Raw genomic sequence first — 25,623 nt, forward strand, 5'->3', positions numbered from 1 at the left:
CGTTCGCCGGACCGGGGGCACCTCCCGGCGGTGGCCGGGGGCGCTGAAACGCAGCCGGGTGACGTACGTCGCTTCGCGGGGCGGGGCCTTCACGGGCCCGCCCCGCGCGGCTAGTTTCAAGGTCATGTTCGCTGCCTACGCCGCCCGCATCGACCGTGACCAGCCGCTGAACGGCCTTGAGCTGGGGGAGCGCCCCGAGCCGCCGGTCCGGCCCGGCTGGACCACGGTGAACGTGAGGGCCGCCTCTCTGAACCACCACGACCTGTGGTCGCTGCGCGGGGTCGGGCTCGGTGAGGAGAGCCTGCCGATGATCCTCGGCTGCGACGCGGCGGGGGTGGACGAGGACGGCAACGAGGTCGTCCTGCACTCCGTCATCGGGCAGTCCGGACACGGGGTGGGCCCGGACGAGCCCCGGTCCATTCTGACCGAGCGTTACCAGGGGACCTTCGCCGAGCGGGTGTCCGTGCCGAGCTGGAACGTCCTGCGCAAGCCGAAGGAGCTGTCCTTCGCGGAGGCCGCGTGCCTGCCGACGGCCTGGCTGACCGCGTACCGCATGCTCTTCACCAACGCCGGTGTGCGGCCCGGCGACTCGGTTCTGGTCCAGGGTGCCGGCGGCGGCGTCGCGACCGCCGCGATCGTGCTCGGCCGGGCGGCCGGGCTGCGGGTCTTCGCCACCAGCCGTGACGAGGCCAAGCGCGCCCGCGCGGTCGAGCTGGGAGCCGAGGCGGCGTTCGAGGCGGGCGGGCGGCTGCCGCACCGGGTCGACGCGGTCATCGAGACCGTGGGTGCCGCCACCTGGTCCCACTCGGTGAAGTCGCTCAGGCCCGGCGGCACCCTGGTCATCTCCGGCGCCACGTCCGGGCCCAGCCCCAGGTCCGCCGAGCTGAACCGGATCTTCTTCCTGGAGCTGAAGGTCGTCGGCTCCACCATGGGTACGAAGGACGAGCTGGAGGACCTGCTGAGCTTCTGCGCGGCGACCGGTGTGCGGCCGGTGATCGACTCCGTGCTGCCGCTGGACCGGGCCCGCGAGGGCTTCGAGAAGATGGCCGGCGGCGAACTGTTCGGGAAGATCGTGCTGACGGTGTGACCGGCGGTGCGGCCACGGCCGCGTGCGCGCGGGGCGTCGCCCGGCGAACACGCAGCCCAAGCCCAGGGGGTCAGTTGCCCGCGGGTCCGCTCTTCTCGTGGCCCCCGGGGCCCCGCAGGGCGACGACGATGTGGGCTGCCGCGGTCGACAGATGACGGCGGGACTCACGCAGCTGCTCGGGGGTGACGCCGTGGTCGCGGGCGGCGTCCCGGACGTCGTCGCGGAAGCGGTCGAGCAGGCGCTCCAGGTCGCGGGCGGGATCGTCGCTCACGGGCGCGTCCTCCGAGGCCCAGTCCGAGCCCCAGTCCGGGGTCCCGGCGGCGGCCGGCTCGGGCCTGACGTAGTCCGGCCGGGGCGTGGAGCGGCCGAACTGGCCGAGTTCACGGGTGAGTTCCGCCAGGCCCTCCTTCAGGCCGCCCTGCCAGTCGCCGTGCCGGACGTGCTCCTGCACCTCGTCCTGCACCCGGCGGGCGATCCGCTGCACCTCGTCCCGGGCGAAATCCTGGGCCTCCTTGGCCGCCCGGCGGGCGTTGCGGGCCTCCTCCTTGGCGCGCCGGCTCTCCTCCTTCATGGCACGGAAGTCGGCGCCGTAGCCGTCCTGCGGCCTGGTCCGTGCCTCCCGTGCGGCGGCGCGCATCTCGCGGCGCAGATCGCCGGCCGCGCCGCGGACGTCCTCGCGGATCTCGGCGGCGAGGGCGGACACCGACTCGCGGATCTCGTTCTCCAGGTCGTCGATCTCGCCGGCGCGGGAGGCGAGTTCGGCACGACCGGCGTCGCTGATGGAGTACACCTTGCGGCCGCCCTCGGTGGAGTGCGTGACCAGGCCCTCCTGCTCCATTTTGGCCAGCCGCGGGTAGACGGTGCCGGCGGAGGGCGCGTACAGGCCCTGGAAGCGCTCCTCCAGCAGGCGGATGACCTCGTAGCCGTGGCGCGGCGCCTCGTCGAGCAGCTTCAGCAGATAGAGCCGGAGCCGGCCGTGGGCGAAGACGGGGGGCATGTCAGCTGTCCTTCCGGAACGGATCGGCGTCCGCTGTGTCCGCTGTGTCCTGAGCGGTCGCCGCATCCTCGATGGGGGGCCTGCGCAGCAGCGCGATCGCCCCGGAGACGGTGGTGGCCTTCAGCCGCGCCCCGCCCGAGCCGATCCGCCCCGTGATCCTCTTGGCCCCCCACTGCCCGGTCACCCGCAGCTCGTCGAACGCGCAACTCACCGCGCCGCTGGTGGTGTTGGCGTCCACCACCGCGTCCCCCGGCTCCGGGATCCGGATCGCGATCTCCCCCGACACGGTCGCCAGCCGTACGTCGGCGCCCTGACGGGGGTCCAGGTCGAGGACCATGTTGCCGCTGACCGAATCCGCCGTGACGGCCGCCCCGCTGCCCTCGATCACCGTCAGGTCGCCGGAGACCGTGTTGACCTTCAGGTCCCCCGACACCGCCTGCGCCTCGACGCTCCCGGCCACGGTCTCCACGCTCGCCGCGCCGGTCAGCCCGACCAGCGCGATCTCCCCGTTCACCCCGCGTACGTGCGTACGTTCCGCGATCCCGGACACCACCGCGCTCGCCCCGACCACGCCCACCGACACCCCGGTCCGCTGCGGCACCGCCAGCGAGACCACGGCGTGGCGCCGCCAGCCCTTGCGGTCGAGCCACTTGAACAGGCCCTTCCACGGCAGGTCGTCGTAGGTCACCGTCAGCGTGCCGCCCCGGTGGCTCACGACCAGCGGCGGCCCCTCCAGCTCGCTGACCTCAAGCCGGGCCGGCCCCTCCTCCACGCCCACCACGTTCACCGCACCGCTGACGATGCGTACGTGCAGGGTGTCGACCGGGCCCTCGAAGACCAGCTTGTCCGGCTCGGTCACGGACCATTCCGACGTGCCGCTCATTTCGCCCCTCCTCGGGTGCGCCGACAACGCAATATATCGCGTCTCTCCAAACAGACGATATATCGCGTACGGCGGAAGTCAAGCAGTGGCCCACGGCTTACTCGTCGGCATCGTCCTCGTCGTCGAGCCGGGCCAGCCAGGTGGCCAGCCGCTCCACCGGGATCTCGAACTCCGGGTTGAGATCCACGAACTCCTGCAGACGGGCGGCCAGCCACTCGAAGGTGACCTCCTCCTCGCCACGCCGGCGCTCCAGCTCCTCGATGCCGCGGTCGGTGAAGTACAAGGGATGCTCCGGATCAGGGACGGGACGTACCCGGGGACGGGGTCTACCCGGGGACGGGGTGTACCCGGACAGGATATTCGCAGGCCGGGTGCGCCCCGCGGGCACTTCCCCCGGGCCGGCCGGACAGAACGCCGCAGGGCCCCGCGCACTCGGCGCGGGGCCCTGCGGGCCGTACGGGTAACCACGGGTCGTACGAGGCCCGCGGGCGGAGCCGCTCAGATCTCGAAGACCTCGCGGAGCAGCGACTCCTGCTGCTCCTGGTGCCGCTTCGCCGAACCCACCGCGGGCGACGACGAGGACGGACGCGAGACACGGCGCAGCCGGTCGGCGTTGTCCGGGGCTGCGCCCAGGACGAGGTCCAGGTGGTCGATGAGGTTGAGGGCGATGAACGGCCAGGCACCCTGGTTGGCCGGTTCGTCCTGGGCCCAGACGTACTTCTGGGCCTTGGTGAACGGGGCCAGGGCGGCCTGGATCTCCAGGCCCGGCAGCGGGTAGAGGCGCTCGATGCGGATGAAGGCGGTGTCGAAGGCGCCGCGCTTCTCACGCTCGGCGACGAGGTCGTAGTAGACCTTGCCGGAGCAGAAGACGACCTTGCGGACGTCCTCGGGCTTGACGGCGGTGTCGCCGATGACCGGCTCGAACTTGCCGGAGGTGAAGTCCTCCGTCTTCGAGGCCGCCGCCTTCAGGCGCAGCATCGACTTCGGGGTGAAGACGATGAGCGGCTTGTGGTGCGGGTTGTGGACCTGCCAGCGCAGCAGGTGGAAGTAGTTGGCCGGGGTGGTGGGCACCGCGACCGTCATGTTGTTCTGCGCGCACAGCTGGAGGAAGCGCTCGATGCGCGCCGAGGAGTGGTCCGGGCCCTGGCCCTCGTAGCCGTGGGGGAGCAGGAGGGTGACGCCGGAGGTCTGGCCCCACTTCTGCTCGGCGGAGGAGATGAACTCGTCGACGACGGTCTGGGCGCCGTTGACGAAGTCACCGAACTGGGCCTCCCACATCACGAGGGACTCGGGACGGGCCAGGGAGTAGCCGTACTCGAAGCCCATCACCGCGTACTCGCTGAGCAGCGAGTCGTAGACGTTGTAACGGGCCTGGTCCTCGGAGAGGTAGAGCAGCGGGGTGTAGTCCTCGCCGGTCTCCCGGTCGATGAGGACGGCGTGCCGCTGGCCGAACGTCCCGCGCCGGGAGTCCTGGCCGGACAGACGGACAGGGGTGCCCTCCAGCAGGAGGGAACCGATGGCGAGGGTCTCGCCCATGCCCCAGTCGATGGTGCCGTCCTCGACCATGGACGCGCGGCGCTGCAACTGGGGCAGCAGGCGCGGGTGGACGGTGACGCGGTCGGGGATGTTGACCTGGGACTCGGCGATCCGCTTGACGACCTCCTGGGAGACCGCGGTGTCCACGGCCACCGGGAACTCGGCCTTGGGGCCGGGGGCCTCGGCGGTGGCCGGGGCGGTGCCGGTGGCCTCGCGGACCTCGGTGAAGACCTTCTCCAGCTGGCCCTGGTAGTCCTGCAGGGCCTGCTCGGCCTCTTCCAGGGTGATGTCGCCGCGACCGATGAGGGACTCGGTGTACAGCTTGCGCACCGAGCGCTTCTTGTCGATCAGGTCGTACATCAGTGGCTGGGTGAAGGCCGGGTTGTCGGACTCGTTGTGACCACGGCGGCGGTAGCAGACCAGGTCGATGACGACGTCCTTGTTGAACGCCTGGCGGAACTCGAAGGCGAGCCGCGCGACGCGCACCACGGCCTCCGGGTCGTCGCCGTTGACGTGGAAGATCGGCGCCTCGATCATCCGGGCCACGTCGGTGCAGTAGAAGCTGGACCGGGACGCGGCCGGGGCGGCGGTGAAGCCGACCTGGTTGTTGATGACGATGTGCACGGTGCCGCCGGTGCGGTAGCCGCGCAGCTGCGACATGTTGAGCGTCTCCGCGACGACGCCCTGGCCGGCGAAGGCCGCGTCGCCGTGCAGCTGGATCGGCATGACGGTGAAGTCGGTGCCGGCCTTGCCGATGATGTCCTGCTTGGCGCGGGCGATGCCCTCGACGACCGGGTCCACGGCCTCCAGGTGGGAGGGGTTGGCGGCCAGCGAGACCTTGATCTGCTCGCCGTCCAGGCCGGTGAAGTTGCCCTCGGCGCCCAGGTGGTACTTCACGTCGCCGGAGCCGTGCATCGACTTCGGGTCGAGGTTGCCCTCGAACTCGCGGAAGATCTGGGCGTACGACTTGCCGACGATGTTCGCCAGCACGTTGAGCCGGCCGCGGTGGGCCATGCCGATGACGACCTCGTCCAGACGCGACTCGGCGGCCGCGTCGATGACGGCGTCGAGCAGCGGGATGACGGACTCGCCGCCCTCCAGGGAGAAGCGCTTCTGGCCGACGTACTTCGTCTGCAGGAAGGTCTCGAAGGCCTCGGCCGCGTTGAGCCTGCGCAGGATGCGCAGCTGCTCGTCCCGCTCGGGCTTGGAGTGCTGGCGCTCGACGCGGTCCTGGATCCACTTGCGCTGCTTGGGGTCCTGGATGTGCATGAACTCGACGCCGACGGTGCGGCAGTACGAGTCGCGCAGCACGCCCAGGATGTCGCGCAGCTTCATCATGGCCTTGCCGGCGAAGCCGCCGACCGCGAACTCGCGCTCCAGGTCCCACAGGGTGAGGCCGTGCTCGATGACGTCGAGGTCGGGGTGCTTGCGCTGGCGGTACTCCAGCGGGTCGGTGTCGGCCATGACGTGGCCGCGGACCCGGTAGGAGTGGATCAGCTCGAAGACCCGGGCGGCCTTGGTGACGTCGTCGTCGTGGGACACGTCGATGTCCCTGAGCCAGCGGACCGGCTCGTACGGGATCCGCAGCGCCTCGAAGATGTCGTCGAAGAAGCCGTTCTCGCCCAGCAGCAGCTGGTTCATGATCCGCAGGAACTCGCCGGAGGCGGCGCCCTGGATGACCCGGTGGTCGTAGGTCGAGGTGAGGGTCATCACCTTGGAGATGCCCAGCTTGTTCAGGGTGTCCTGGGAGGTGCCCTGGAACTCGGCCGGGTAGTCCATCGAGCCGACGCCGAGGATCAGGCCCTGCCCGGGCATCAGGCGCGGCACGGAGTGCACGGTGCCGATGCCGCCGGGGTTGGTCAGGGAGGCGGTGACGCCGGAGAAGTCGTCCATCGTCAGCTTGCCGACGCGGGCGCGGCGGACGATGTCCTCGTAGGCCTGCCAGAACTCGAAGAAGTTCATGGTCTCGGCCTGCTTGATGGCCGCGACGACCAGCTGCCGGTCGCCGTTCGGCTTGACCAGGTCGATGGCGAGGCCGAGGTTGACGTGGCTGGGCTTGACCAGCGTCGGCTTGCCGTCCTTCTCCGTGAAGGAGTAGTTCATCGACGGCATGATCTTCAGCGCCTGCACCATGGCGTAGCCGATGATGTGCGTGAACGAGACCTTGCCACCCCGGGCGCGCTTGAGGTGGTTGTTGATCACGATCCGGTTGTCGAAGAGCAGCTTCACAGGGATCGCGCGCACGGACGTCGCCGTGGGCAGCTCCAGCGAGGCGTTCATGTTCTTCGCCACGGCCGCGGACGGGCCGCGCAGCACCACGTACTCCGGTCCGCCCGAGGACGCCACGGCGGCCTTCGTGACGGGCTCGGCGGGCACCGGCTTGGGGGCCGGCGCCGGAGCGGGCTTCGCCACCGGGGCAGGAGCCGCCGGGGCGGGAGCCGGGGGCGCGGGCGGAGCGGCGGCGGCCGGGACAGCCGGGGCCTGGGCCGGCGCGGCCGGAGCCGCCGCGGGGGCGGCTGGGGCCGGTGGGGCCGCGGGCGCGGCCACCGCGGATCCGGTGTCCGCCCCTGGCTTGTAGTCGGCGAAGAAGTCCCACCAGGCTCGGTCTACCGAGTTCGGGTCCTGGAGGTACTGCTGGTAGATCTCATCGACAAGCCACTCGTTCGGTCCGAAGCCGGCGGCAGGGCTCTTGCCCTGCCCGTCGGTCTCGGTCATCGGGCTATTGGGGGACTGTGGCGACACGGCGGCAACCGCCCTCTTCCGCTTCACAAGGTGATGGACAGCGGAAATAAAGGCTACGCCTACCGGGGCCCTCCATGCAGGCCCGGGGGTCAGTCGTCGCATAAGTCACACCAGAAAGCTGGTTTCGGGGTAACTTTCGGAGGGGATGACAGCCTGAATCGGCTGTCACGGCTCAAAGACGCTCATGACGTGCACGGCGCGCGTGAGGTTCACAGGTGGCGGCAACCCGGCAGCGTGACGCGGATCCGGCAGCCCCGGGGTGACTCGGCCACCTGGATCGCCCCGCCGTGCAGGTCGACGGCCCAGCGGGCGATGGCCAGCCCCAGACCGGTTCCGCCGTCCCCCATCGCTCCCGCGGTGCCCCGGTTGAAGCGTTCGAAGACCCGGTTGCGTTCGGCCGCGGGGATGCCGGGACCCTCGTCGAGCACTTCGAGATCCAGGCTGCCGGGCCCGGGACCGCGCCGGGCCCGGACGGTGACCCGGCCGCTGGGCGGGCTGTGCTTGATCGCGTTGTCGACGAGATTGGCCACCACCTGGTGGAGCCGCTCGGCGTCCGCGTGAGCGGTCAGCTCGGGCGGGGAGACGTCCAGATGCAGATGGACGTCGGCCCGCGGCCGCGGGCCCCCTCCGGGGCCGCCCTGGAGGCCGAGGCTGGCGGTCTTGATCACGGCCGAGAGATAGGGCCAGACCTCGAACGGCTTGGCGTCCAGCGGGATGACCCCGCTGTCCAGCCGGGACAGGTCCAGCAGATGACTGACCAGCCGGCTCAGCCGCTCGGTCTGCTGCAACGCGGTGCGCATCGTCTCGGGGTCGGCCTCGACGACGCCGTCCACCACGTTCTCCAGGACGGCGCGCAGCGCGGCGATCGGGGTCCGCAGCTCATGTGAGACATTCGCCACCAGCTCCTTGCGGTGCCGGTCCACGGCCTCCAGGTCGGCGGCCATGTGGTTGAAGGTCTCGGCCAGCTCACCGACCTCGTCGCGCCGCACGGCGGCGACCCGCCGGCTGTAGTCGCCGGAGGCCATGCCCCGGGCGACGGCGGTCATCTCGCGCAGCGGGGCGGTCAGGCCGTGCGCGACGAACTGGGTGATCAGCAGGGAGGCGATGATCGAGAAGATCGTGATGATCCGGATCTCGGTCTCGGAGCGCATCGCCACGAAGATCAGCATGGTGGTGATCAGTACCGAGGCGATGACCAGCAGCTGGAGCGCGGCCTTGATCGACCGGAAGGGGTCGTAGGGCCGCAGCGCCTCCCACACCTGCTCGTGCCAGGCGCCCCGGACGGTCGGCTCGGTTCTGGCCATGCTGCGCTCCGCTTTCCTTGTCCCCCGCGGCTACGGGGCAGGGGTCTCCAGCGCGTAGCCCACCCCGTGCACCGTACGGATCCGTTCGGCACCGATCTTGCGACGCAGTGCCTTGACATGGCTGTCGACAGTACGGGTGCCGGAGGCGTCTGCCCAGTCCCAGACCTCGGCGAGCAGCTGTTCGCGCGAGAGCACCGCGCGCGGCTGCTGCGCCAGGCAGACCAGCAGGTCGAACTCGGTCGGGGTCAGATGGACGTCGCTGCCGCGCACCCGGACCCTGCGCTGGGCGTTGTCGATCTCCAGGTCGCCGAGCTGCAGATTGCCGCCGCGCGGGTCGCGGGCGGCGATCGTGGCGCGCTCGACCCGGCGGAGCAGGACGTGCACCCGGGCGGCCAGTTCGCGCATGGAGAACGGTTTGGTCATGTAGTCGTCGGCGCCGACGCCGAGCCCGACCAGCATGTCGGTCTCGTCGTCACGGGCGGTGAGCATCAGTACCGGCAGCGGACGGGACGCCTGGACCCGGCGGCAGACCTCAAGTCCGTCGTAACCGGGCAGCATGACGTCGAGTACCAGCAGATCGGGCTGCCAGGTCAGGGCCAGGTCCACGGCGGTGGGGCCGTCTCCGGCGGTCCGCAGCTGGAAGCCCTCGGCTCGCAGCCGGGCCGCGATCGCGTCGGCGATCGTCGGGTCGTCCTCCACCACCAGTACCCGGCGCTGCGCGCCGGGCGTGGCCGCGCCGGCGTCGCCGTGCGTCGGGTTGGTGCTGTCCATTCGAGGTCCCCCATGGTCGTCTCGTTTTGCCCATGCAGCGTACGGGGCCCGCTCAGGCCGGGGCCACGTGGGCTGATTGTCAGGTACGCGACACCGATACGTCCCTTTTCGCGGGGATCACAACGGCCCGGACCTGCGTGAATCCAGTGATCCGCGACGCCTTGTCGACGGCTGCGGACGGACGCGGACGGTTGCGCACAGACCCTACCCCCAGCTGTCCGTCCGCTGTCAGCCGCGTCAGCCGTGGGCCCGTCTTGCCGTAACGGCAAGAATTCTTGCCGCCCTGCCGTACCCGGGGACAGGGTCGGTGACGGAAGCCCGTCCCCCTCCCCCCTGCCCCCCGACGACTCACGGAGGACCCATGCCGCAGCACCCCGACCCTTCCGCCGGTCTGTCCGCCGCGCACCATCTGGTGACGGTCCCGGGCGGCCGTGTCCATCTGGTCGAACAGGGCAGCGGGCCGCTGGTCCTGCTGGTGCACGGATTCCCCGAGTCCTGGTACGCGTGGCGGCACCAGCTCCCGGCGCTCGCCGCCGCCGGATTCCGGGCGGTGGCCGTCGACGTACGCGGTTACGGTCGCTCCTCCGGGCCCGCCGACGTGGCGGGCTACCGGATGACGGCCCTGGTCGAGGAGAACGCCGCAGTCGTGCACGCACTCGGCGAGCGGACGGCGGTGATCGTCGGCCACGACTGGGGCTCGCCGATCGCCGCCGCCTCCGCGCTGCTCAGGCCGGACGTCTTCACCGCCGTCGGGCTCCTCGGCGTCCCCTACGCGCCCCGGGGCGGCCCGCGGCCCTCCGAGGCCTTCGCCGCGATCGGCGGGACCGAGGAGTTCTACGTCAGCTACTTCCAGCAGCCGGGCCGGGCCGAGGCCGAGATCGAGCCCGACGTCCGTGGCTGGCTCGCCGGCTTCTACACCGCCCTCTCGGGTGACGACGCCGAGCCCGCCGAGCCCGCCGACTCCACCGACCCCACCGGCACCGCGGCCACCGCGCCGGGCGACGGTGACGCCGGCCTGTTCTTCGTCCCCCCGGGCGGAAGGCTCCGCGACCGCTTCCCCCGCCCCGGCCCCGGCGGCACCCCGCCCCGGCCGTCCTGGCTCACCGCCGCCGATCTGGACGTCTACGCCGGTGAGTTCGAGCGCACCGGGCTGACCGGGGCGCTCAACCGCTACCGCAACGCCGACCGGGACTGGGAGGACCTCGCGGGCCAGGACGGGGCGCCGGTCACCCAGCCCTCGCTGTTCGTCGCCGGGGCGCTCGACGCCTCGCTGACCTGGATGGCCGACGCCGTCAGGGCGCACCCCACCACCCTGCCGGGACTGGTCTCGTCGCACATCCTCGAAGGCTGCGGGCACTGGGTGCAGCAGGAGCGCCCCGAGGAGGTCAACCGGCTGCTCACCGACTGGCTGCGGTCGCTGCCGCATGCCGTTCCTGCCGCCCTTGCCTGACAACACGGCCTTCGCTTCGATGTGCCGCCGGGGGCTGATCGCTGAGAGCGAACACCCCCCGGGGAACACCAGCTCCCTCAGAAGCATTGAGTCTGCATAGCTCAACTTGATTGCTTAGGGAGAGATCATGGCTGTTTCGTCCTCGTCGTCCGCGCCGCTCACCCTGCCCGTGCTGCCCCTCGATGACGCGGTGGTCCTGCCGGGCATGGTGGTCCCGGTGGACCTGACCGAGTCCGAGGTCCGTGCCGCGGTCGAGGCCGCCCAGGCCGCGCAGCGGGCCGACGGCAATCGCAACAAACCGCGGGTGCTCCTCGTTCCCCGCGTGGACGGGGACTACGCGGGGGTCGGCACCCTCGGCACCGTCGAGCAGGTGGGCCGGCTCTCGGACGGCGATCCGGGCGCGGTGATCCGCGGTGTGAGCCGGGTCCGTATCGGCGCCGGGACCACCGGTCCGGGCGGGGCGCTGTGGGTCGAGGGCACACAGGTCGCGGAGCCCGCCCCCGGCGAGGCGCCCGGTGCGGTGGCCGAGCTGGTGAAGGAGTACAAGGCGCTGGCCACCAGCTGGCTGCGCAAGCGCGGGGCATGGCAGATCGTGGACCGCGTCCAGCAGATCGACGACGTCTCGCAGCTCGCGGACAACTCCGGCTACTCCGGGTTCCTGACCACCAGGCAGCGCGTGGAGCTGCTGGAGACCACCGACCCGGTGGCCCGGCTCAGGCTCGCCATCGGCCGGCTGCGTGACCACCTCGCCGAGCAGGACGTCGCCGAGACCATCCGCAAGGACGTCCAGGAGGGCATGGAGAAGCAGCAGCGCGAGTTCCTGCTCCGCCAGCAGCTCGACGCCGTGCGCAAGGAGCTCGCCGAGCTCAACGGCGACCCCGAGAACGAGTCCGAGGACTACCGGGCCCGGGTCGAGGCCGCCGACCTGCCCGAGAAGGTGCGCGAGGCGGCGCTCAAGGAGGTCGAGAAGCTGGAACGGTCCAGTGACGCGTCCCCCGAGGGCAGCTGGATCCGCACCTGGCTGGACACCGTCCTGGAACTGCCCTGGAACAACACCACCGAGGACTCCTACGACATCCCCGGCGCCCGTGCCGTCCTGGACGCGGACCACGCGGGGCTGGACGACGTCAAGGAGCGGATCACCGAGTACCTCGCGGTGCGCAAGCGGCGTGCCGACCGGGGCCTCGGTGTGATCGGCGGCCGCCGCGCGGGAGCGGTGCTGGCGCTGGTCGGCCCGCCCGGGGTCGGCAAGACCTCGCTGGGCGAGTCGGTCGCGCGGGCCATGGGCCGCGAGTTCGTCCGGGTCGCACTCGGCGGCGTGCGCGACGAGGCGGAGATCCGGGGCCACCGGCGCACCTATGTCGGGGCGCTGCCCGGGCGGATCGTACGGGCGATCAAGGAAGCCGGGTCCATGAACCCGGTCGTCCTGCTCGACGAGATCGACAAGGTCGGTTCCGACTACCGGGGCGACCCGGCCGCGGCTCTGCTCGAAGTGCTCGACCCGGCCCAGAACCACACCTTCCGGGACCACTACCTGGAGGTCGAGCTCGACCTGAGCGACGTGGTCTTCCTGGCCACCGCCAACGTCCTGGAGTCGATCCCCGAAGCGCTGCTGGACCGTATGGAGCTGGTGCGGCTCGACGGCTACACCGAGGACGAGAAGGTCACCATCGCCCGCGACCACCTGCTCCCGCGCCAGCTGGAGCGGGCCGGACTGGCGGCCGACGAGGTCACCGTCGACGACGGCGCGCTGCGCAGGCTCGCCGGCGAGTACACCCGTGAGGCGGGCGTGCGCACGCTGGAACGCTCGCTGGCCCGCATCCTGCGCAAGATCACGGCCCGGCACGAACTGGGCGACCAGGAACTGCCGTTCACCGTGACGGCGGACGACCTGCGCACGCTCATCGGCCGGCCGCACCATGTCCCGGAGTCCCTCCAGGACCCGCAGGAGCGGCGCACGGCGGTGCCGGGTGTCGCCACCGGGCTGGCGGTCACCGGTGCCGGCGGCGACGTCCTCTACATCGAGGCCTCGCTCGCCGACCCCGAGACCGGCGGCTCCGGGCTCCAGCTCACCGGACAGCTCGGCGAGGTCATGAAGGAGTCCGCGCAGATCGCGCTCTCCTTCCTGCGCAGCCACGGCGCCGAACTGGAGCTGCCGGTGGCCGACCTGAAGGAGCGCGGCGTGCACCTGCACGTCCCGGCGGGCGGCATCCCCAAGGACGGTCCGAGCGCGGGCATCACCATGACCACCGCACTGGCCTCGCTGCTGTCGGGGCGCCGGGTGCGTACGGATGTGGCGATGACCGGTGAGGTGTCGCTGACCGGCCGCGTGCTGCCGATCGGCGGTGTCAAGCAGAAGCTGCTGGCCGCGCACCGGGCGGGCATCACCACCGTGGTGATCCCCAAGCGGAACGAGGCCGACCTGGACGATGTCCCGGCCGAGGTCCTGGAGAAGCTGGAGGTCCACCCGGTCTCCGACGTCCGCCAGGTGCTCAAGCTGGCGCTGGAGCCGGCCGGTATCGGGGTCCCGCTGGCCGCGTGAGCGGCGGCCGACCGTACGAAGCGCGCGAAGAAGGGGCGGCCCCGTGCCCTGTGCCGGGGCCGCCCCTGGCGACGTCACCGGTCAGCGCCTGCGAAATACTGGGGGTGCCGGGGCGGACGGCCGGTCCGGCGGCAGCGGAAACAGGAGTGGCGTGGACCGGAAGACAAGCCAGGACCAGGTGATGGAAGCGCTCGAACGAGAGCTGACCGTCCTGCTCCGCCGTGCCCGTGCCTCCTCGGGTGAGATGGCCCGCGAGGTCCATCCCGACCTCGAACCCGCCGCGTACGGGATTCTCGCCCGGCTCCATGAGACCGGGCCCGAGCGGGCGACCCTGCTGGCGCACTACTTCGGCGTCGGCAAGGCCACGATGAGCCGGCAGCTGCGCGCCCTGGAGGAACTGGGCCTGCTGTGCCGCGAGCCCGATCCCGCCGACGGCCGGGCCTTCCTGGTCGAGCTCACCGACGAGGGCCGGGCCCGCTTCAGCCGGGTCCGTGAGGCCCGGCGCCAGCGCTACGTGCGCAGGCTGTCCGCCTGGGACCGCTCGGAGCTCGGCGATCTCGCGCGGCTGCTGCACCAGCTCAACGAGTCGCAGGACGTTCCCTGAGGGCTGTCGCCGCGGACGGTCACCGGGTCGCGGGGCCTTCGGCCGCGCCGGTCCTCCATCGCCGGACGGGGTGAACGGCGGGACGGTCAGAGTTCGGCCAGTACCACTGTGGCGTCGTCGTGTGTCTTCCAGCGGGGGAAGCGGACCCGGTCGGCGTCCGCGTTCTCCGCCGCGCGCACGCGGCGGATCAGTTCCTCGGGTCCCTGCTTGCGCAGCAGCGCGAAGGTGCCGGCCCAGTCGTCCTCGTGGAAGCCCTCGACAAGGCGGGTGGCGCCGTCGGTGAGCGCGGCCAGGGCCCGGACGTCCGCGCGGGGAGTGCTGCCGGTGACGGCCCGCGCGGCGACGGCCGGATCCGCGGCCGCCGTGAAGAAGCCGCCCTCCACGTTGCGCTGGTCGTCGGTTACGGGACCGGCCGCGCGGAGGTGGCCGAGGCGGTCGTCGAGGACGGGGCGGACGCAGCCGGCGGTGTCCTCAAGGAGCAGGACGGAGTCGGAAAGCACCAGATGATCGACAATTTCCGCATTCCACCGGACTGTGACGACAGTTGCCTGTGGGGTGAGGCGGTGAGAAAGGTCACACGTCGACCGGTGTGATCCGGCCGTCCGGTCGATGGCCGTGGCCAGGCAGTCGGCCAGCGAAAGCTCCGGTCGCGAAACGGACAGTTCGATCATGGCGCCGCCCAGCGCGGCGACGTACCAGGGCACGGAATGCACGCAGCCCGCATTCGCGGGAGGCGGGGTGACGCCGTCGAGCAGCACCAGGGATCCGGCGGAATTCCCCGCGCCGCACGCGGGGATGGCGATCGCGGCGAAGTCCTCGTTGGGGCGGTTCGGGGTCCCGGGCTCGGTGGATGTCTCGATGCGCATGCGGTCAGTATCGCGGTGCGGCATTCGAAGCCCCGGGGAAAACCATCGGTCTGTGAGTGATCCGTCTCGGGCTGTGAAGGCGCGCATCCTGCCAGGAACCGGCGTTGACGCCAAATGCGTGTTACGCCCACGTCCTGGGACCGGCGAAAGTGACCCGTCCATGGGGTTGAACGTCAACTTGTGGGTGCGATTCACTCGTTCGGGTGTCGAGGTGGGGACGCACATCCCCGCTCCGAGGTGGGCTGAGATGGTCGAGCCACATGCCGGGGTGGGATAAGTCGTTGCCGTGCTCGGCCGATGTGTCGTCATCTCGGAACAAATGACCAGGCGAGACGGGATAGCGAACACCGGTGCGAACACGACGTAATTCACGTGAGAAGCGTGTCCGGCAGCGGCTGCTTGCCGCGCTGCTGGTCAGCAGCGTCACCGTGCTGGCCGCATCCGCTCCCGGGGCGGCCGTCGCCGCGAACGACCTGTCGGAGTCCCAGCGACTGGTCGACATGGCGCAGCTGGACATCCAGACGGTCTCCCTCTCCCACTCCCTGGCCGACGAGCGCGACGACATGGCCGCCTTCGTGGCCGGCGGCCGCAGCACCGTCTCCGGCGCCGGGGTGTCCGAGGCCGACCGCAGCCGGGTCGACCGGCAGGTCGAGGAGGTCACCACCCAGGCCACCGCCGTCGGCACCGACGACGCGGCCGCCCTGGCCGACGCCGCCACCGAGGTCGTCCGCCAGCTCGGGCAGCTGCGCCAGATACGTCAGAAGGCCCTGTCGGGGCCGGAGTCGGCCCAGGACACCATCACCGCCTACGGCGCCGTCATCGAGGCCCTGGACGGCGTCGGTGCCGCCATCGCCCGCTCCCTCCCGGCCCGGGGCGGGTCCGCGGACAGCACCGCCCTGCCCGCCCTCACCCGCGCCGTGTCGCAGGCCTCCGCCGAACGCGGGCTGCTGGTCAGCGCGCTGACGGCGGGCGGCGGCCAGTCGGTGCTGACCACCGCCGCGCAGACCGCCGACATACGGCAGCGGGCGGCGCTGGCCGACTTCCGCGAGACTGCGTCCACCGCGGCGCGCAAGCAGTACGACCAGACCGTCACCGGATCGGACGCCGACCGGGCCGACAGCCTGCTGGAGCGGCTCACCGACCGGACCTGGCTGTCGGCCTCGGACCAGGGCCTCAAGCCGTCGTCCGTCTCCTCGGCGCTCTCCACCCGGATCGACCTCATGCGCAGTGTGGAGTCGTCCCTCGTCGCCGCGGGGGCGGAACGCCTCGCGTCGGTGCGGGACGACGACGTCACCACCCTCGAACTGCATCTGGCGCTGGCCGCCGTCTGCTTCCTGCTGGTGCTCGGTGTGGGCGTGTCCACCGCCCGCTCGGTCACCCGCCCCGCCGCCGCCCTGGCCCGCTTCGCGCGCGGCGGGGGCGGGACCGAGGCGAAGGTCGTGGGCAACGACGAGTTCGCCGCGACGGCCCGCGCCATCAACGCGCTCGCCGCCGAGACCGCCGCCCTGCGCGAGCGCGTCGCCGGACTGGACGCCGAGCATGTCGCGTTGCAGGGCGTGCGCGACGCGCTGGCCGCCGAACGGGACAGCCTGCTGGGCAAGCAGGACACCCTGTCCTCGCAGCTCGGCACGTTGCAGGGCTCGGTCCACTCGACGTACGTCAACCTCTCGCTGCGCACGCTCGGACTGGTCGAGCGGCAGCTCACGCTCATCGAGCGGCTCGAGGACATCGTCCACGACCCCGAGGAGCTCCAGCAGCTGTTCAAACTGGACCATCTGGCCACCCGGATGCGCCGCAACAGCGAGAACCTGCTGGTGCTGGCCGGGGCCGAGCACCCGGCGGGACCGCACGCCAGGTCGGTGCCGCTGGTGGACGTCGCGCGCGCGGCGATGTCGGAGATCGAGAACTACGAGCGGGTACGCATCCAGTTCCTGCCCGCCGGACGGGTCGTGGGCTTCGCGGCCGACGACGCCAGCCACCTGCTGGCCGAACTGCTGGAGAACGCGGCCGTGTTCTCCCCGCCGCAGGACGATGTGCACCTGTCCGGCTGGCTGCTGGAGAACGGAGAGCTGATGCTCTCCATCGAGGACCAGGGCATCGGCATGCCCGCCGAACGGCTCGCCGAGCTCAACGCGCTGCTGGAGCGGCCCGAGCCGGCGGCCCCGGTCACCGGCGTCACCGACACCACCGGTATGGGCATGTACGTCGTCGCCCGGCTGGCCGCCCGGCACGGCATCCGGGTCCAGTTGCGCGACCACAAGCGGGGCGGCGTCGCGGCCGTCGTGGTGCTGCCGGCGGCGCTGGTGGCGCCCGCCGACGACCCGGACGGCCCGCAGAGCCCGGTCGAGGCCGCCGCCGCGGGCGAACCCCTGCGCCGCCGGCTGCCCGGGCCCCGGTCGTCCGGCGGACCCGCGTCGGTGGAGGCCCCGGAGACCCCGGAGACCCCGCAGGCAGCGCAGACCCCGCAGGCAGCGCAGCCGGCGCAGGTACCGCAGGAACCGGAGACCCCGGAACCGGCGGCACCAGGGCCCACGAAGCCCGCGGTACAGGCGGCGCAGGCGTCGCAGCCGGCGCAGGCGGCACCCGAGCTCACCGCCAAGGGGCTGCCGCAGCGGGTGCCCAGGTCGACCGGTCTGGTGGGGGAGCCGGCCGAACGGGAACGTCCGGCGCCGGTCGACGCGGAGGCGCTGCGGCGCAGACTCGGCGGCTTCCAGCAGGGCCTGATCGAGGGCCGGCGGGACGCCGACGCGGAGACGCAGGAGATCAGAGCAGAGCCAGCGGCAGTGTCAACAGGTCCGGGGGGATCAAGCGAAAGCACCGAGGAGGCACGCGGTTAATGGTGGCGACGACGGGCAGCACGGACAACCCGAGACTGAGTCAGGAGGCCCGCAGCCTCCAGTGGCTGCTGACCAACTTCGTGGACGAGGTGCCGGGCGTACGCTCGGTGGCCGTGGTGTCCTCGGACGGTCTGCTGCTGCTGACGTCCGACCCGGGCGTGACCACGCCCGTCGAGGAAACCAGGGGACCGGCCGGTTCCACGGCCGATCTGGCCACTGTCGTGTCGGGTATCGCGTCGCTCACCGACGGCGCCGCGGGCCTGATGGAGGGCGGCGCCGTCCGGCAGACCGCCGTGGCGATGGAGAACGGGAGCGTCTTCGTGATGTCGATCAGTGACGGTTCCCTGCTGGGGGTCCACGCCACCGCCGACTGCGACATGAGCGTGGTGGCCTACCACATGGCCCTGTTCGTCGGCCGGGCCGGCCATGTCCTCACCCCCGAGCTGCGCGGCGAGTTGCGCCAGGCCATCGAGGGAGGCGACCTGTGATGCCCCGCCACGCGGCCTCGCTGCCCGGATCCGTGCCCGGGGCGCTCCCCGGATCGCTGCCCACCCGTAACGCCGGCCGCCGCTCGGCCCGCGTCCGCCCGTACGCCCTGACGGGTGGCCGGACCCGGGCCGGGCACGTCCTGCTGGTCGAGACCTTTGTCGCGGCCCTGGACGGTCCCGAGGACCGGCTGGAGATCACCTCGGGCGACTGGGCCGAGCGGGTCATGCCGGAGATGCGCGCCATCGTCGAACTCTGCCGCCGGATGCGTTCGGTCGCCGAGATCTCCGCCCTGCTGCGCATGCCGCTGGGCGTCGTGCGCGTCCTGCTCAGCGATTTGGCCGACCAGGGAAGGATCCGCGTGTACGGAACCGGGCACGGGCCCGGCGCTCCCGATCGCGCACTGCTCGAAAGGGTGCTCAGTGGACTTCGCAGGCTCTGACGTCTCGTACGGCGTCTCGGAGGAGGAGGGATTGCAGCAGTGGCAGCTCGACCGCAGTCACGCCCCGACCTCCACCAAGATCGTCGTGGCGGGCGGCTTCGGTGTCGGCAAGACCACCTTTGTGGGCGCCGTCTCCGAGATCAAACCGCTGACCACCGAAGCGGTGATGACGCGGGCCAGTGAGGACATCGACGACCTCGGCTCGACGCCGGACAAGACGACCACCACGGTCGCCATGGACTTCGGCCGTATCACCCTCGACCAGGAGCTGGTCCTGTACCTCTTCGGTACGCCCGGGCAGCAGCGGTTCTGGTTCATGTGGGACGACCTGGTGCGCGGCGCCATCGGCGCGGTGGTGCTCGCCGACACCCGGCGGCTCGCCGACTCCTTCCCGGCGCTGGACTACTTCGAGAGCAGCGGTCTGCCCTACACGGTCGCCGTCAACCAGTTCGAGGGGACGACCGCCTACGACGAGGAGGACGTCCGTGAGGCGCTCGCCGTCCCGGAGCACGTCCCGGTGCTGATCTGCGACGCCCGCGAACGGTCCTCGGTGGTGAAGGTGCTGCTCGCGCTGGTCGCGCAGGCGCTCACGGTCTCGGCCGAGTAACCGGCACCAGGCGCAGACTTCCGGGGACAGGCCCCGGACCCCCTTCCGTACAAGAGAGCGTGCTGCCATGCGCAAAATTCTGATCGTCGGTGCCGGCCAGGCAGGCCTGCAACTCGCCCTGGGCCTGCAGTCGAAGGGCTACGAGGTCACCCTCATGTCCAATCGCACGGCGGACGAGATACGTCATGGACGTGTCATGTCCACCCAGTGCATGTTCCACACGGCCCTGCAGCACGAGCGCGACCTCGGCATCGCCTTCTGGGAGGACCAGGCCCCCCGGATCGAGGGCCTGGGGGTGTCCGTCGCCGCGCCCGACGGCTCGCGTCCCATCGACTGGGTCGGCCGCCTCGACGCGTACGCCCAGTCGGTCGACCAGCGGGTGAAGATGGCCGGCTGGATGGAGACCTTCGCCGAGCGGGGCGGGCGCCTGGTCATACACGGTGTCGCCGTCTCCGACCTGGACTACTTCTCCCGTGCCTACGACCTGGTGCTGGTGGCCGCCGGCAAGGGCGAACTGGTGTCGATGTTCGAACGCGACGCCGCCCGCTCCCCGTACGACACCCCGCAGCGTTCGCTGGCCGTCGCGTACGTCAACGGGCTGGGCCCACGCCCCGAGCACCCCGACTTCCACGCGGTCCGGCTCAACATGGTCCCCGGGGCCGGGGAACTGATCACCATTCCGGCGCTCACCACCTCCGGGCCCTGCGACATCCTCTTCTGGGAGGGGCTGCCCGGCGGTCCGCTGGACGCCTTCGACGGCGTCAAGGACCCGGCCGAGGTACTGCGCATCACCCTGGACCTGATCCGCCGTCATCTGCCCTGGGAGTACGAGCGCGCCCGTGACGTCGAACTGACCGACGCGGGGGCCACCCTGACCGGCCGTTTCGCCCCGGTCGTCCGCAACCCGGTCGCCGAGCTGCCGTCCGGCGGGCTGGTGCTCGGCGTGGCCGACGTCGTCGTGGCGAACGACCCCATCACCGGGCAGGGCTCCAACAGCGCCGCCAAGTGCGCCGCCGTCTATCTGGACGCGATCACCGGGCACGGCGGCAAGCCCTTCGACCGCGAGTGGATGCAGTCCGCCTTCGACCGCTACTGGGACACCGCCCGGCACGTCACCAAGTGGACCAACGCCCTGCTCGGCCCGCCGCCGGAGCACGTGCTGGGCCTGATCGGCGCGGCGGGCCAGCTGCCGCCCGTCGCCGACCGATTCGCCAACGGCTTCGACGACCCGGCCGACTTCGAGGAGTACTTCTACGACCCGGAGCTCACCGCCGGCTATCTGGCCGGGGCCGCTGCCTCAGGTTGAACCGATCGGCGTCGGGTCGTCGGCCGAGTCGGGCGCGGTGGGCTCCGAGTACTGGTTCAGCGGCCCGGCGCCGGGGTCGGGCCGTACCGCGCCCAGGATCGGGTTGGCCGCGATCGGTGAGATCTTGACGACCGAACCGGTCCGGGGGGCCTGGATCACCTGGCCGTCGCCGATGTATATGGCGATGTGCGAGGCGCCCTCGTAGTACACGATCAGGTCCCCGGGCCGCAGCCTGCTGAGCGCGACATGCGTGAGCTGGTCCCACTGCTGCTCGGCGGTCCGGGGAATGGTCACCCCGGCTGCGGCCCACGCCTTGGAGGTCAGCCCGGAGCAGTCGTAGGAGCCCGGCCCCTCGGCGCCCCACACATAGGGCTTGCCGAGCTGGTCGTAGGCGAAATCTATCGCGAGGGCGCCGTCCGCGGACGGCTTGGAGTCGGCGGTCGAGAGCTGGTTGGTGCCCAGGAAGAGCTGCTGGGCCTTGTCTATCCCCGCCTCCTCCAGCTTCTGCAGCTCTTTCAGCTCCGTGCCGGTCAGCCCGGCGACGATCTTCTCGACGTTGGTGAGCTTGTCCTCGATCTTCGCCTTCGCCGCGCGCTGCTGCTTGGCCAGCTTCTGCGAGGAGTCCAGGGCGTGCTGCGCGGCGCGGTTGAGGGTGGCGATCCGGGTGGCGCCGGTGGTGAGGCGTTCGACGAGATCGGCCTGCGTACCGGCGGCGCGCTGCAGGAAGTGGCCCTGGGAGAACAGGTCGTCGGGGGTGTCGCTGAGCATGAGGTTGAGGTACGGGGCGACGGAGCCGTTCTTGTACTGCTGGCGCGCGATGGCGCCCGCCTCCGACTTCGCCTCGGCCAACGCGGTGCGTTCGTCGGCGAGCTGACCGTCGAGCCGGTCGGCGGTGCTCGTCTGCTCCTTGAGCGCGGCCTTGGCCTCGTCGTAGGACTCCGTGGCCTCCTCGGCCTGGAGGTACAGCTCCTGCAGCCGGTCCAGGAGTCCGGACAGCTCGGCGGTGGAGCGGCCCGGGTCGGCCGCGTGCGCGGCCGGGGCCGGCGCGGCGAGGGCCACGGTGGCCAGGAGGGTCCCGCACACCAGAGCGCGCACCACCCAGGGACGGGAACGGCGAGTCGCTGACATACCCTCACCTTCCTCAGTGCCGTCGGCCGGGATCTCCCGCCCGGGTCGATCCTGACATGATCAGTTGATCCGCGACAGAGGAAGCTGTCCGTCCGGGTGTTACGGGAGGGGCCGCTGCCTGGTCCAGGGCCACTTCGGGCGGCGGTCGGGCCGGTTGCCCTCGGGGTCGTAGACGAAGACGAAGCGCGTCCGGCGCTCGGCGCGCGGGCCGGGGCTGGGTTCGCGGTGGTAGACGTGCACGACGGGTGCCGCGCCGTCCTCCTGAGGCACCGGCACCTCGTACACCTTGGGGGGCTGGCCGGTCGGGCCGGTCAGTACGCCGAGCACCCTTCCGTCCAGGGGGCCGCCGACGAATTCCGTTTCCTCGTGTCTCACCGACTCAGACTAAGCGCTGCCGGGACCGCGCTCAGGGCGCAAGCAGGGCTTTAGCCCCGCCGGTGACCATCGCTCGGTACAAGGGACTCGCCATGCCGGGTCCCGCTGAGCGAGGGGGATGCCGGGGATGCCAAGGTCACGCTTCGCCACCTTCACCGAGCTGGTCCGGGAGCGGACGGCGGAGTTCGCCGATGCGGATGTGCACGTGTTCCTGCGCGAGGGGCGGGACGGCAGCCGGGCCGAGCATCTGACATACCGGGAACTGGACCGCGACGCCCGGCGGATAGCGTCCTGCCTGCGGGAACGGGGTGCGGCCGGGCAGCCGGTGCTGCTGCTGTACCCGACGACGCCGGAGTTCCTGAAGGCCTTTGTGGGCTGCCTGTACGCCGGGGCCGTCGCGGTGCCGGCGCCGCTGCCGGCGGAGGCCGGGCACGGCAAGCGGATCAGCCGGGCCACGGCGGTACTGAAGGACACCGGCGCGCGGCTGGTACTGACCGACACCGACAGCGCGCCCGAGGTGGCGCTGTGGCTGGCCCGGGTCAACCGGGACCAGACCGCCTGCCTGGCCACGGACCGGCCGGGCCTGGGGGACGCGGACGGGTTCCGGATCGCCCGCAGCCGGCTGGACGACCTGGCGTTCCTGCAGTACACCTCGGGATCGGTCGCCGCGCCGCGCGGCGTCATGGTGTCGCAGCGCAACCTGATGGCCAACCAGGCCGCGCTGGGTAAGGTGCTGGGCACCACCGGCGAGGACGTCTTCGGCGGCTGGCTGCCGCACTTCCACGACATGGGCCTGATCGCGCATCTGCTCCATCCGGTCTGGCTGGGCAGCTCCTCGGTGATGATGTCGCCGTCGTCCTTCATCAAGCGCCCGCTGCGCTGGCTGCAGTCCATCGAGCGGTACGGGGTCACCGCCGGCGGCGGACCGAACTTCTGCTACGACCTGTGCCTGCGCCGGATCTCCGACGAGCAGATCGCCGGGCTGGACCTGTCGCGCTGGCGGCTGGCCCTCAACGGGGCGGAGCCGATCCGCGCCGACACCCTGGCGGCCTTCGCCGAGCGCTTCGCCCCGGCCGGGCTGCGCAGGGAGGCGCTGTACCCCTCGTACGGGCTGGCCGAGGCGACCCTCGTGGTCTCCGGCGGCACCCCGGGGACGGCGCACACCGAACGGACCGCCGACCCGGCGGCGCTGGAGCAGGACCGGCTGGACGTGGTGGGGCCCGACGCTCCGGCCCGCACGCTGGTGGGCTGCGGGAAGGTGGTGGACCTGGACGCGCGGATCGTGGACCCGGTCACCCACCGGGAGCTGCCGGAGGGCGTGGTCGGCGAGATCTGGCTGCGCGGCGACAGCATCGCCCAGGGGTACTGGAAGCGCCCGACCGAGAGCGAACTGACCTTCCGGGCCACCCTCAACGAGGAGGAGAGCGGCTTCCTGCGCACCGGCGACCTGGGCGTCCTCCAGGACGGCGAGCTGTATGTGACCGGCCGCCTCAAGGAACTCGTCATCATCAACGGCCGCAACGTCTACCCGCAGGACGTCGAGTGGGCGGTGCGGGCCGTCAACCCGTTCCTGACCTCGGGCACCGGCGCGGTGTTCGCCGTGGAGGCGGCCCGTGAGCAGCTGGTCGTCGTCCAGGAGGTCAGGGGCGCCGGTACCGACGCGGGCGGCATGCGCGCGCTGGCCCAGGACATCCAGGCCATGATCGGCAAGGAGTTCAACGTGCCGGCCGGCAATCTGCTGCTGGTCCGGCCCGGCACCGTACGCCGCACCACCAGCGGCAAGGTCCAGCGCACGCTGATGCGCAAGCTCTTCCTCGACGGCATGCTGCACGGGGAGTACGAGGTGCTCGACCCGGAGGTGCACGCCCTGACCCGGACGGACGGCACCGCGCTCGGCGACGACCTGCTGCGGCCGGTGGCCACGGGCGGAGGCGGTGGCGGGCGGTGGTGAACGCCGTCCTGGAGGCGTCATCGCCGGCCGACACCCGGGTGGCCCGGCTGGAGGCCCTGCTCGGTGATCCCACCGACCCGGGCAACCCGCTGGGATACGGCGCGCTGCTGGCGGCCGACCGGGCGGCGGTGCCCTTCGCGGACGGTGAGGCGGTACTCGACGACTTCGGGCTCAACGCCGAGTTCGTGCCGCGCGAGCTGGGCGGGCGGCTGGACCGGATCGACACCCTGGTGCGGGTGATGCGCCCGGTCTTCCGCCGGGACGTCGGGCTGGCCATGGGGTACGGCATGACGACCTACATGGCCGCCTCCGACGTGTGGACCACCGGCGACCGGCGGCAGCGCGAGTGGCTGGCCGGACTGCTGCTGCGCGGCGGGCGGGCGGCCATCGCCCAGCACGAGACGGCCCACAGCAACGACTACGTACGCAGCCAGGTGACGGCCCGCCGGGCGCCGGGCGGCGGCCTTCTGCTCGGCGGCGGCAAGCCGATGATCAACAACCTGGACCGGGCCGAGGCCCTGGTCCTGTTCTGCCGTACCGACCCCGCCCCCGGCAGCCGCAGCCACTCCGTGCTGCTGCTCGACCCGGCCCGGCTGCCCCCCGAGCACGCCACCGTGCTGCCCCGCCGGGTGGCGGTCGGGCTGCGCGGCTGCCGGTTCGCCGGGCTGGAGTTCGACGACTGCCCGGTGCCGGAGGACGCGCTGCTCGGCCCGGCCGGCAGCGGCATCGAGACCGCCCTGCGGTCCTTCCAGATCAGCCGCACGGTGATCTCCGCGATGGCGGTCGCCGCCGTCGACACCAGCCTGCGCACCGCTGTCGGCTTCGCGCACCACCATCCGTCGCGCACCGACTCGGTGCGCACCGACGCGGCCGTCAGCGGAGCCTTCGTCAACCTGCTGCTGTACGACAGCCTGGCGCTGGCCGCGAGCCGGGCGCTGCATCTGCTGCCCGCGCAGACCAGTGTCTACTCGGCGGCCCTGAAGTACCTGCTGCCGCGGGTGCTCACCGAGACCATGTACGACCTGTCCATCGTGCTGGGCGCCGGGATCTACAGCCCCGACGGGGCGCTGGGCATCTTCGGCAAGCACGTCCGTGACGTGCCGGTGCTCAGCCTCGGACACGCGGGTACCGTCGCCTGCCAGGCGACCATCATTCCGCAGCTGCACCGGCTGGCCCGCCGCTCGTGGTTCGTGGAGGACGAGGCGCCCGGCACGCTGTTCCGGCCCGGCGACGGACTGCCGCCGCTGCGCACCGACCGGCTCAGCCTGGCCTGCGGCCGCGACGCGCTCAGCGCCACCCTGCTCTCGGTCGCCGCCTGCGTACCGGGCCGCGGCCCGGCCGAGCGGGCGCTGCGCACGCTGGCCGCCCAACTGGTCGAGGAACTGCGCGACCTGCGCGACCGGGTACTGGCGCTGCGCACCGGCGAGTACGCCGACGCCGCCTGCTTCGCCCTCGTCGACCGGTACGCGCTGCTGCTGGCCGCCGCCGCCGTGCTCGGCGTGTGGCGGCACAACCAGGACGGTAGCGACCCGTTCCTCGGCGACGCCTCCTGGGCCGCCGCCGCCCTGCACCGCATCGCCCGCCGGCTGGGCACGCGGCCCGGCGACCTGCCGCCGGAGTGCGAGACCCGGATCCGTCACGAGGTGCAGCTGCGCTACAGCGCCCAGCGCGGCTACGACCTCCACAACACCCCCGTACCCGGCTGACCG

20 protein-coding genes are annotated in these 25,623 nt (G+C 71.8%); 11 read left to right on the forward strand and 9 right to left on the reverse strand.

The genetic code is table 11. The features are described 5' to 3' along the window. Positions 1–124: 124 nt before the first annotated feature. Positions 125–1,087 (forward strand): zinc-binding dehydrogenase, encoded by a 963-nt coding sequence (locus RWE79_RS26090; RefSeq protein WP_475942492.1) that lies wholly within the window; start codon positions 125–127, stop codon positions 1,085–1,087. A gap of 70 nt (positions 1,088–1,157) precedes the next feature. Here RWE79_RS26090 and RWE79_RS26095 read toward each other — a convergent pair whose 3' ends face one another. The 6 genes from RWE79_RS26095 to RWE79_RS26120 all read right to left on the reverse strand — a co-directional run bounded on the left by RWE79_RS26095 (position 1,158) and on the right by RWE79_RS26120 (position 9,320). Then, positions 1,158–2,084, reverse strand: coding sequence for a PadR family transcriptional regulator (locus RWE79_RS26095; RefSeq protein ID WP_475942493.1), 927 nt, complete (start codon positions 2,082–2,084; stop codon positions 1,158–1,160). Position 2,085: 1 nt separating this feature from the next. Further along, positions 2,086–2,967, reverse strand: a complete 882-nt coding sequence (locus tag RWE79_RS26100; protein WP_475942494.1) for a DUF4097 family beta strand repeat-containing protein — start codon at positions 2,965–2,967, stop codon at positions 2,086–2,088. 97 nt (positions 2,968–3,064) lie between these two features. Further along, positions 3,065–3,250, reverse strand: coding sequence for a DUF6104 family protein (locus RWE79_RS26105; protein ID WP_475942495.1), 186 nt, complete (start codon positions 3,248–3,250; stop codon positions 3,065–3,067). 215 nt (positions 3,251–3,465) lie between these two features. Further along, positions 3,466–7,245 (reverse strand): multifunctional oxoglutarate decarboxylase/oxoglutarate dehydrogenase thiamine pyrophosphate-binding subunit/dihydrolipoyllysine-residue succinyltransferase subunit, encoded by a 3,780-nt coding sequence (locus tag RWE79_RS26110; protein WP_475942496.1) that lies wholly within the window; start codon positions 7,243–7,245, stop codon positions 3,466–3,468. Positions 7,246–7,454: 209 nt separating this feature from the next. Further along, the gene (locus RWE79_RS26115) at positions 7,455–8,549 is read right to left on the reverse strand and encodes a sensor histidine kinase (RefSeq protein ID WP_475942497.1); all 1,095 of its coding nucleotides are present in this window, start codon (positions 8,547–8,549) and stop codon (positions 7,455–7,457) included. 30 nt (positions 8,550–8,579) lie between these two features. Next, positions 8,580–9,320 (reverse strand): response regulator transcription factor, encoded by a 741-nt coding sequence (locus tag RWE79_RS26120; RefSeq protein ID WP_475942498.1) that lies wholly within the window; start codon positions 9,318–9,320, stop codon positions 8,580–8,582. Positions 9,321–9,681: 361 nt separating this feature from the next. Here RWE79_RS26120 and RWE79_RS26125 point away from each other — a divergent pair, with 361 nt between their 5' ends. The 3 genes from RWE79_RS26125 (at position 9,682) to RWE79_RS26135 (ending at position 13,916) form a co-directional block, all read left to right on the forward strand. Then, a complete protein-coding gene (locus tag RWE79_RS26125) occupies positions 9,682–10,770 on the forward strand; it encodes an alpha/beta fold hydrolase (RefSeq protein ID WP_475942499.1) in 1,089 nt (362 codons plus the stop codon). Positions 10,771–10,897: 127 nt separating this feature from the next. Next, positions 10,898–13,312 carry an endopeptidase La gene (gene lon / locus RWE79_RS26130; protein WP_475942500.1) on the forward strand — a complete coding sequence of 805 codons (2,415 nt, stop codon included), beginning with the start codon at positions 10,898–10,900 and terminating at the stop codon, positions 13,310–13,312. Positions 13,313–13,493: 181 nt separating this feature from the next. Then, a complete protein-coding gene (locus tag RWE79_RS26135) occupies positions 13,494–13,916 on the forward strand; it encodes a MarR family winged helix-turn-helix transcriptional regulator (RefSeq protein WP_475946109.1) in 423 nt (140 codons plus the stop codon). 86 nt (positions 13,917–14,002) lie between these two features. On the opposite strand, the gene RWE79_RS26140 is transcribed toward RWE79_RS26135, so the two are convergent. Then, the gene (locus RWE79_RS26140; protein ID WP_475942501.1) at positions 14,003–14,782 is read right to left on the reverse strand and encodes a hypothetical protein; all 780 of its coding nucleotides are present in this window, start codon (positions 14,780–14,782) and stop codon (positions 14,003–14,005) included. Between the two features lie 350 nt (positions 14,783–15,132). On the opposite strand from RWE79_RS26140, the gene RWE79_RS26145 reads away from it, so the two are divergent. From RWE79_RS26145 to RWE79_RS26165, 5 genes are all read left to right on the forward strand, one after another. Beyond that, entirely contained in the window at positions 15,133–17,619 is a 2,487-nt protein-coding gene (locus RWE79_RS26145) for a sensor histidine kinase (protein WP_475942502.1), read from the forward strand. Further along, positions 17,619–18,107 carry a roadblock/LC7 domain-containing protein gene (locus RWE79_RS26150; protein ID WP_475942503.1) on the forward strand — a complete coding sequence of 163 codons (489 nt, stop codon included), beginning with the start codon at positions 17,619–17,621 and terminating at the stop codon, positions 18,105–18,107. Before RWE79_RS26145 ends, RWE79_RS26150 begins: the two co-directional genes overlap by 1 nt. Continuing rightward, entirely contained in the window at positions 18,107–18,547 is a 441-nt protein-coding gene (locus RWE79_RS26155; RefSeq protein WP_475942504.1) for a DUF742 domain-containing protein, read from the forward strand. Before RWE79_RS26150 ends, RWE79_RS26155 begins: the two co-directional genes overlap by 1 nt. Continuing rightward, the gene (locus RWE79_RS26160) at positions 18,528–19,154 is read left to right on the forward strand and encodes a GTP-binding protein (RefSeq protein WP_475942505.1); all 627 of its coding nucleotides are present in this window, start codon (positions 18,528–18,530) and stop codon (positions 19,152–19,154) included. The genes RWE79_RS26155 and RWE79_RS26160 overlap by 20 nt, the downstream gene beginning before the upstream one ends. A gap of 67 nt (positions 19,155–19,221) precedes the next feature. Continuing rightward, positions 19,222–20,460: a styrene monooxygenase/indole monooxygenase family protein gene (locus RWE79_RS26165; RefSeq protein WP_475942506.1), complete on the forward strand. Its 1,239-nt coding sequence runs from the start codon at positions 19,222–19,224 to the stop codon at positions 20,458–20,460. On the opposite strand, the gene RWE79_RS26170 is transcribed toward RWE79_RS26165, so the two are convergent. Both RWE79_RS26170 and RWE79_RS26175 read right to left on the reverse strand, forming a co-directional pair. After that, positions 20,452–21,588, reverse strand: coding sequence for a C40 family peptidase (locus RWE79_RS26170; protein WP_475942507.1), 1,137 nt, complete (start codon positions 21,586–21,588; stop codon positions 20,452–20,454). The two genes, RWE79_RS26165 and RWE79_RS26170, sit on opposite strands and share 9 nt — an antisense overlap. 99 nt (positions 21,589–21,687) lie before the next feature. Beyond that, entirely contained in the window at positions 21,688–21,963 is a 276-nt protein-coding gene (locus RWE79_RS26175) for a hypothetical protein (protein WP_475942508.1), read from the reverse strand. A 127-nt stretch (positions 21,964–22,090) separates the two neighbouring features. Between RWE79_RS26175 and RWE79_RS26180 the strand changes: the two genes are divergently transcribed. Further along, positions 22,091–23,914 (forward strand): fatty acyl-AMP ligase, encoded by a 1,824-nt coding sequence (locus tag RWE79_RS26180; protein WP_475942509.1) that lies wholly within the window; start codon positions 22,091–22,093, stop codon positions 23,912–23,914. Beyond that, positions 23,908–25,620 (forward strand): acyl-CoA dehydrogenase, encoded by a 1,713-nt coding sequence (locus tag RWE79_RS26185; RefSeq protein ID WP_475942510.1) that lies wholly within the window; start codon positions 23,908–23,910, stop codon positions 25,618–25,620. The genes RWE79_RS26180 and RWE79_RS26185 overlap by 7 nt, the downstream gene beginning before the upstream one ends. Positions 25,621–25,623: the final 3 nt, after the last annotated feature.

It is taken from the genome of Streptomyces sp. RLA131, assembly GCF_056270125.1.

Excerpts from the sequence above, each read along its gene's own strand:
- RWE79_RS26100 (WP_475942494.1), bottom strand. The coding sequence starts at position 2,967 with ATGAGCGGCACGTCGGAATGGTCCGTGACCGAGCCGGACAAGCTGGTC.
- RWE79_RS26090 (WP_475942492.1), top strand. The coding sequence starts at position 125 with ATGTTCGCTGCCTACGCCGCCCGCATCGACCGTGACCAGCCGCTGAAC.
- lon (WP_475942500.1), top strand. The coding sequence starts at position 10,898 with ATGGCTGTTTCGTCCTCGTCGTCCGCGCCGCTCACCCTGCCCGTGCTG.
- RWE79_RS26095 (WP_475942493.1), bottom strand. The coding sequence starts at position 2,084 with ATGCCCCCCGTCTTCGCCCACGGCCGGCTCCGGCTCTATCTGCTGAAG.
- RWE79_RS26155 (WP_475942504.1), top strand. The coding sequence starts at position 18,107 with ATGCCCCGCCACGCGGCCTCGCTGCCCGGATCCGTGCCCGGGGCGCTC.
- RWE79_RS26115 (WP_475942497.1), bottom strand. The coding sequence starts at position 8,549 with ATGGCCAGAACCGAGCCGACCGTCCGGGGCGCCTGGCACGAGCAGGTG.
- RWE79_RS26165 (WP_475942506.1), top strand. The coding sequence starts at position 19,222 with ATGCGCAAAATTCTGATCGTCGGTGCCGGCCAGGCAGGCCTGCAACTC.
- RWE79_RS26135 (WP_475946109.1), top strand. The coding sequence starts at position 13,494 with ATGGAAGCGCTCGAACGAGAGCTGACCGTCCTGCTCCGCCGTGCCCGT.
- RWE79_RS26125 (WP_475942499.1), top strand. The coding sequence starts at position 9,682 with ATGCCGCAGCACCCCGACCCTTCCGCCGGTCTGTCCGCCGCGCACCAT.
- RWE79_RS26150 (WP_475942503.1), top strand. The coding sequence starts at position 17,619 with ATGGTGGCGACGACGGGCAGCACGGACAACCCGAGACTGAGTCAGGAG.
- RWE79_RS26170 (WP_475942507.1), bottom strand. The coding sequence starts at position 21,588 with ATGTCAGCGACTCGCCGTTCCCGTCCCTGGGTGGTGCGCGCTCTGGTG.
- RWE79_RS26120 (WP_475942498.1), bottom strand. The coding sequence starts at position 9,320 with ATGGACAGCACCAACCCGACGCACGGCGACGCCGGCGCGGCCACGCCC.
- RWE79_RS26140 (WP_475942501.1), bottom strand. The coding sequence starts at position 14,782 with ATGCGCATCGAGACATCCACCGAGCCCGGGACCCCGAACCGCCCCAAC.
- RWE79_RS26180 (WP_475942509.1), top strand. The coding sequence starts at position 22,091 with ATGCCAAGGTCACGCTTCGCCACCTTCACCGAGCTGGTCCGGGAGCGG.